At 68.7% G+C, this 5638-nt stretch carries 7 protein-coding genes and 2 pseudogenes; 4 read left to right on the top strand and 5 right to left on the bottom strand.

Translation table 11 applies throughout. The features are described 5' to 3' along the window. Nucleotides 1–894, bottom strand: a pseudogene (locus VFF46_RS31220) (phosphoglucomutase); the annotation flags it as partial. Here VFF46_RS31220 and VFF46_RS40680 point away from each other — a divergent pair. Both VFF46_RS40680 and VFF46_RS31215 read left to right on the top strand, forming a co-directional pair. Continuing rightward, a pseudogene (locus VFF46_RS40680) lies at nucleotides 867–1235 on the top strand (maleylpyruvate isomerase N-terminal domain-containing protein); the annotation flags it as partial. The pseudogenes VFF46_RS31220 and VFF46_RS40680 sit on opposite strands and share 28 nt — an antisense overlap. Before the next feature lie 145 nt (nucleotides 1236–1380). Then, a complete protein-coding gene (locus tag VFF46_RS31215) occupies nucleotides 1381–1617 on the top strand; it encodes a hypothetical protein (protein ID WP_325040823.1) in 237 nt (78 codons plus the stop codon). On the opposite strand, the gene VFF46_RS31210 is transcribed toward VFF46_RS31215, so the two are convergent. Genes VFF46_RS31210 through VFF46_RS31195 form a run of 4 tightly spaced genes read right to left on the bottom strand, consistent with a single transcriptional unit; the run spans nucleotide 1614 to nucleotide 4343 of the window. Beyond that, nucleotides 1614–1970, bottom strand: coding sequence for an MmcQ/YjbR family DNA-binding protein (locus tag VFF46_RS31210; protein ID WP_325040822.1), 357 nt, complete (start codon nucleotides 1968–1970; stop codon nucleotides 1614–1616). The genes VFF46_RS31215 and VFF46_RS31210 overlap by 4 nt on opposite strands. A gap of 4 nt (nucleotides 1971–1974) precedes the next feature. Continuing rightward, entirely contained in the window at nucleotides 1975–2640 is a 666-nt protein-coding gene (locus VFF46_RS31205) for a response regulator transcription factor (RefSeq protein WP_325040821.1), read from the bottom strand. Further along, nucleotides 2615–3784, bottom strand: coding sequence for a sensor histidine kinase (locus tag VFF46_RS31200; protein ID WP_325040820.1), 1170 nt, complete (start codon nucleotides 3782–3784; stop codon nucleotides 2615–2617). The genes VFF46_RS31205 and VFF46_RS31200 overlap by 26 nt, the downstream gene beginning before the upstream one ends. Nucleotides 3785–3803: 19 nt before the next feature. Beyond that, nucleotides 3804–4343 carry a hypothetical protein gene (locus VFF46_RS31195; protein WP_325040819.1) on the bottom strand — a complete coding sequence of 180 codons (540 nt, stop codon included), beginning with the start codon at nucleotides 4341–4343 and terminating at the stop codon, nucleotides 3804–3806. Nucleotides 4344–4569: 226 nt separating this feature from the next. On the opposite strand from VFF46_RS31195, the gene VFF46_RS31190 reads away from it, so the two are divergent. Both VFF46_RS31190 and VFF46_RS31185 read left to right on the top strand, forming a co-directional pair. Further along, the gene (locus tag VFF46_RS31190) at nucleotides 4570–5097 is read left to right on the top strand and encodes a hypothetical protein (protein WP_325040818.1); all 528 of its coding nucleotides are present in this window, start codon (nucleotides 4570–4572) and stop codon (nucleotides 5095–5097) included. A gap of 99 nt (nucleotides 5098–5196) precedes the next feature. Continuing rightward, nucleotides 5197–5638 (top strand): hypothetical protein (locus VFF46_RS31185; protein WP_325040817.1); only part of this gene is annotated, 442 nt, incomplete at its 3' end.

The following is a 5638-nucleotide window of genomic DNA, read 5'->3' as shown; positions in this document are numbered from 1 at the left end:
CCCGGTCGCCAGGTCGTACTTGTCCCGCTGCGCGACCAGCGAGGCCATCGCGTACGGCGAGGAGCAGTCCATCCGGATCTTGCCGTCGTGGTCCAGCGTCATGAACGACCAGGCCGGGTCCACCCGCGGGTTCACCACGGTCAGGTCGAGCCCGTGCCGCTCGGCGATCGCGGCCCAGTAGTCCACGCTCGCCCCGCCCAGTGGGTCGGCGCCGATCTTCACACCGGCGTCCCGGATCGCGGCCAGGTTCAGCACCGACGGCAGGTCGTCGACGTAGTGCCCGAGGAAGTCGTAGTCCCCGGCGTGCTGACGCGCCTGCTCGAACGGCTTCCGGCGTACCTCCCGGTTGCCCGCGGCGATCAGGGCGTTGGCCCGGTTCGCGATCCAACTGGTGGCGTCGGAGTCGGCCGGGCCGCCGTGCGGCGGGTTGTACTTGATGCCACCGTCCCGCGGCGGGTTGTGCGACGGCGTGATGACGATGCCGTCGGCGTCCGCGCCACCACCGCGGTTGAGCCGCAGGATCGCGTGTGAGACGGCAGGCGTCGGCGTGAGCCGGTCCGCGCTGTCCACGAGCGTCTGTACGTCGTTACCGGCCAACACCTCCAGCACGGTGCGCCAGGCCGGCTCCGAGAGCCCGTGGCTGTCACGGCCGACAAGCAGCGGCCCTGTCGTACCCTGGCCGGCCCGGTACTCGCAGACGGCCTGTGTGATCGCCAGGATGTGCGCCTCGTTGAACGCACCGTCAAGACTCGAGCCCCGGTGCCCCGACGTACCGAAGACGACCTTCTGGGCTGGGTTCTCGACGTCCGGGGTGATGTCGCCGTACGCCGCCAGCATGGCGTCGACGTCGACGAGGTCCTCGGGCTGTGCTGGCTGACCTGCGCGTGGGTGCATGCCCACATGCAACCACAAGACCGCCGAGCGTCGTACGGGGTGACAATGGTTCGGTGACGGACCCCAGAAGAAGCGTCGAGCTGTACCACGCAGGGCGTCAACGGATCGCTGCCGCGGTGCAGGGCCTCAGTGAAGAGGACCTGGATCGGCAGGTGCCCGCCTGCCCGCAGTGGAGCGTGCAGGATCTCATCGCGCACCTCACCGGCGTGGCGGTCGATCTCGCGGCCGGTAACGTCGCCGGTGCGCCGCACCCGCCGTGGACCGCGGCCCAGGTGGCAACGCGGCGGAACCTGCCGCTGGCCGAGGTCCTGGACGAGTGGGCGACCGCCGGATCGGCCCTGGAGCACGTGATCGTCGGCGGCACCACCTCGCACCCACTGGTGTGCAACCCGTACGCCGACGCCGCCGTCCACGAGGCCGATCTGCACGGGGCGATCGGCAGCGGACGCCCGCCCCGCCGAGCTCTGGCTGGCCACACTGGACTGGATGCTCGACGGACCCGGGCCGCTCACCGTCATCACCCCGGACGGCACGTACTCGGTCGGCACCGACGAGCCCGAAGCGACCGTCCGCACCAGCTCCTACGAGCTGTTCCGGGCCATCTTCGGCCGCCGTAGCAAATCCCAGATCCAGGACTGGGACTGGGACGACCCGGCGCACGCCCTCAGCTGGCCTCCGGCACCGTCGTGGTTGCCGCAGACGTCGATCCCACTGAACGACTAGACCTGGTCCAGGCGGGCGATGAGGGTCTTCGGGGCGATCTGGCGGTAGGCGTTCTCGACCAGGTCCTCGAAGTGGTCCCAGTCGACGTCCACGTCCAGGAACACGCCGAGCCAGCCGCGGTGTCCGACGTACGGCGGTCGGTAGAAGTGCTCGGGGTCGTCCGCGACGAGCGACTCCTGGACACCGGGTGGTGCCGCCATCCAGACGCCGAGGCGGTCGTCGTGGTGGTGATCGGCGTACATCACGAACGTCTTCTTGTCCCGGACGAACCAGGTGGGCTCACCGTGGCTCGGCCGCTCGGTTACTTCGGGCAGTGCAAGGCACAGGCTGCGTACGCGTTCGAGAACGTCCATCCACCTAGTGTCGCGGACCAGGGACCACTACGCCGGATTCATACGCGTACACGACAGCCTGTGCGCGGTCCCGCAGGTCCAGCTTGGTCAGCACGTTGCTGACATGGCTCTTGACGGTCTGCTCGGCCAGCACGAGCTCCTCGGCGATCTGCCGGTTCGAGAGCCCTCTTGCGACCAGCCGCAGTACGTCGGTCTCTCGTGGCGTCAGCCGGTCCGGTGTCACCTGTACGACGGGTTGCGCGCGAGCGAAGTCCTCTACGAGCCGACGGGTGACGGACGGAGCCAGCAGTGCGTCCCCGGCAGCGACGACCCGTACTGCCGCAGCGAGCTCGTCCGGCGTCGAGTGCTTCAACAGGAACCCGCTGGCACCAGCCCGGAGTGCGGCGTACACGTAGTCGTCCAGGTCGAACGTTGTCAGCATCACAACCCGCGGTGGCTCGCCAGGCGTGGACCCAGCGAGGATGCGCTGCGTAGCGGCGAGACCGTCGAGTACAGGCATCCGTACGTCCATAAGAATCACGTCAGGCCTCAACTCGGCGGCCAGCTCAACCGCCTGGGCACCGTCACCAGCCTGCCCGACCACCTGCATGTCCGCCTGCGCGTCCAGCAGTGCGCCGAACCCGGCCCGCACCATCTCCTGGTCGTCAACCACCATGACCGTGATCGTCACCCGCCACCTCCTCTCCGACCGGTATCACTGCCTGCACCAGATAACCGCCTTCAGGGGTCGGACCGGTGCTCACAGTCCCGTCGACGAGCGCTACCCGCTCCCGCATCCCCGCCAGCCCCTGACCGCTCCCAGGAGCCGGTACGACGGGACGCGGGGGCTTCGCGTTCTGCACCGTGACCTCCAGCTCCCCCGCGGTACGGCGTACGGCAACCTCTACAACCGCGTGCAGCGCATGTCGTACAGCGTTGCTGAGCGCTTCCTGCACAACGCGGTACGCCGTGAGCTCCACAGCCGGGTCGAGCCCAGTCGGGACGTCACCTGTCAACCGCACGTCAGCCCCAGCACGCCTGGTGCTCTCCACCAACTCAGAAACGTCCAGGAGACCGGGCTGCGGTCCTAGCTCCTGCGGCTGGTCCACGGGCTCCCGCAGCAACCGCAGTACGCGACGCATCTCAGTCAGCGAGGCACGTGCCTCGTCTGCGATGCCCGTGAACTCAGTACGTACGTCATCCGGTACGTCGGGCAGCCGGTGCGGCGCACTGTCCGCGCGGACGACCACCACGGACAAGTGGTGCGCCAGGACGTCATGCAGTTCCCGGGCGATCCGGGCGCGCTCCTGCAATCGCTCCCGCTCCGAACGCTCCGCCTTGCTGATCGTCTCCTGTTCCGCGAGCAGGCGGTTCGCCTCGCCGCGAGAGCGAAGCAGGTCACCCACCACGACTGCTACCGCCGACAGGACGGCCATGGTGATCAACCCGCGCCAGCTGCCACGGTCCGGCGCAAGAGCGACCGCACCGACCCCAAGGGCCTGCGTTGCTACCCACCAGCCCACCTGCTCGCGACGACCGAGCCCGCGCGCACCTGCGATCGCTACGACGAGCGAGTGACCAAAGGCGGCTGTAGTACCCCACGGCCACGGCTCACTCGCGCTGACCGGAGTTGTGACCGCTGCCGTGACAGCCGTGGTCGCAAGCGAGACGACCACCGCCAGCCGCGGCCGCAGCCACGCCAGGCTCAACGCCAATGCCCGCGCGATCGCCAGCGCCAGTACAGCCCCGAGGGCCACCGTGTAGTGCTGCGAGAGGTCCAGGACCGTCAGGAACAGCAGAGCGGCAACGCCAAGCCACGACCACCTGTTCGGCATCTGCACAGTTGGACCCTACTCACACCTGCTGTAGCCAGGCCCAGAAGAACGCGAGCGTACCGGCGGCTACCGTAATAGTTGCCGGAAGCACCCACCTGCGCGTCCCCTGGACCAGGAGCATCTGCAGCGCGGCAATGCCACGCAGTACGAACAAGAACGCGACTACGCACGGCAGAGCGAGCAGGCCGTGCGTAGCCCAGGCACCGGCGCGGGTTGGACCGCCCCACGTACCCGGCTCGACAGGACCGTGCTCGACGAGTCCCCAGAACGGTCCACGGACCACGGCTAGCACGGTCAGGAACAGCACGAACAGGCTGGCCAGTCCGAGTACTGCGCTGAGCAGACCGTCACCGAAGGTACGGGCGTTGGTCTTTGGAGTCGCAGCCGCACCCAGGCGGCACCAGCGCCGCGCCGCGGTCGCCGGCTCGTCCAGAATCGCGTCCGCCATCGTCAGCAGTCCGGCCGGCAGCAGCAAGGCGTCGTACACCAACCAACGTCCCAACCGCCGCGCACGGTGCTTCCGCACCTCCGCGACCGGCCGGGTCAGCGTCTCAGTCATGGTCTCTCCTCCGTCTCGATTACCGAGATCGAGCGTAGGAATCGGACGCCGCCGGCACCTCCAGCCAGAGAACCGAACCCGGACCGGTACCCGGGTAGGGGGTTTCTGTGATCCAGCTCACAGTGACCACGATACGTGCCGCCGCGTTACACGGTCAGTGCCGGACGGGCGTGCGGATAGCGCCGGCGGCGCGAGGACGGGGATTTTCGTCCAACAGGAGGTGTTCATGCGCAAGCGGGACCTGGCCGCGGCAGCCACGCTGCTCCCGGTTTTGCTGCTCCAGGGGTGCGGTACCGACAGCGGGATCGCCGCGGCGGCGCCTGCCGCCCACAAGGCCACCCGGGTCGCGAGCGGCGGCATCGGCTCCGACGACCCGGTGCTGAACGCCTACTACACGTACCGCGTCGCGCTCGACGTGATGATGCGCAGCGGCGGCAGCAAGACCAAGCAGCTCGAGTCCGCGATGACGCCGAAGATGTACCAGGCGATCAGCGCCCAGGCGAAGTACTTCCGGACCAACAAGCTGCACAACACCGGGCTCACCAAGGTCGTCTGGGCCAAGCGCACCCTTGCCTCGAACGGCGTCCTGGTCAGCGCCTGCTACGACACCACCTCGGCCCGCACCGTGAACGTCCGCGGCCGCGGCGTCCTCCCGAACACCACCCCGACCCGCTGGCTCGACCAGATGCGCGTCGTCACCCAGGACTCCCGCTGGATCGTCGACGGCGGCACCACCACACCAACCGCTTGCTGATTTGTGCCAGTGCGATCACGATCGCGCGCACACCGGATTCCCCCACCCCAGCCTGGGCACACTCACCGTTGAGTGTTGGCTAGGTCGAGGGGTCCACCGATGATCGACACACATATTCGTGGTCTGCTGCCGTCATGGCTCGGCGGGCGCGCGCCGGAGGAGTTGCGTGCGCGCGGTACCGGTTCGCGGGTCAGCCGACTCGCGGCGCAGTACGACGCTGACGTCGACGCCGCGCTGCAGCGGCTCTGGCCGAAGGCGCGGATCTATCACGATCGCGAGTTCACCCGGGACCGGGCCGACTTCCTGCTGGTGGTCCGCGGTCGCGGCGTGATGATCGAGACCAAGGTGAAGAGCGATCCCGGCATCTTCCGCGGCTCCACGCTCCCACCGCTGCTGGACCGGCTCCAACGCGACGGCCGGCGACTCGTCGTACTCGTCAACCAGGGCGATCCCGCGCCGGCCCGCGACCTGGTCAGCACCAAGCTCGGCGACCGCGGCCGGATCGTGGTCTGGTCCGGACCGCACCACGACACCGACCTCC

This window comes from Kribbella sp. (assembly GCF_035655035.1).
Lineage (GTDB): Bacteria > Actinomycetota > Actinomycetes > Propionibacteriales > Kribbellaceae > Kribbella.
This window is presented reverse-complemented; position numbering and strand designations above follow the sequence as displayed.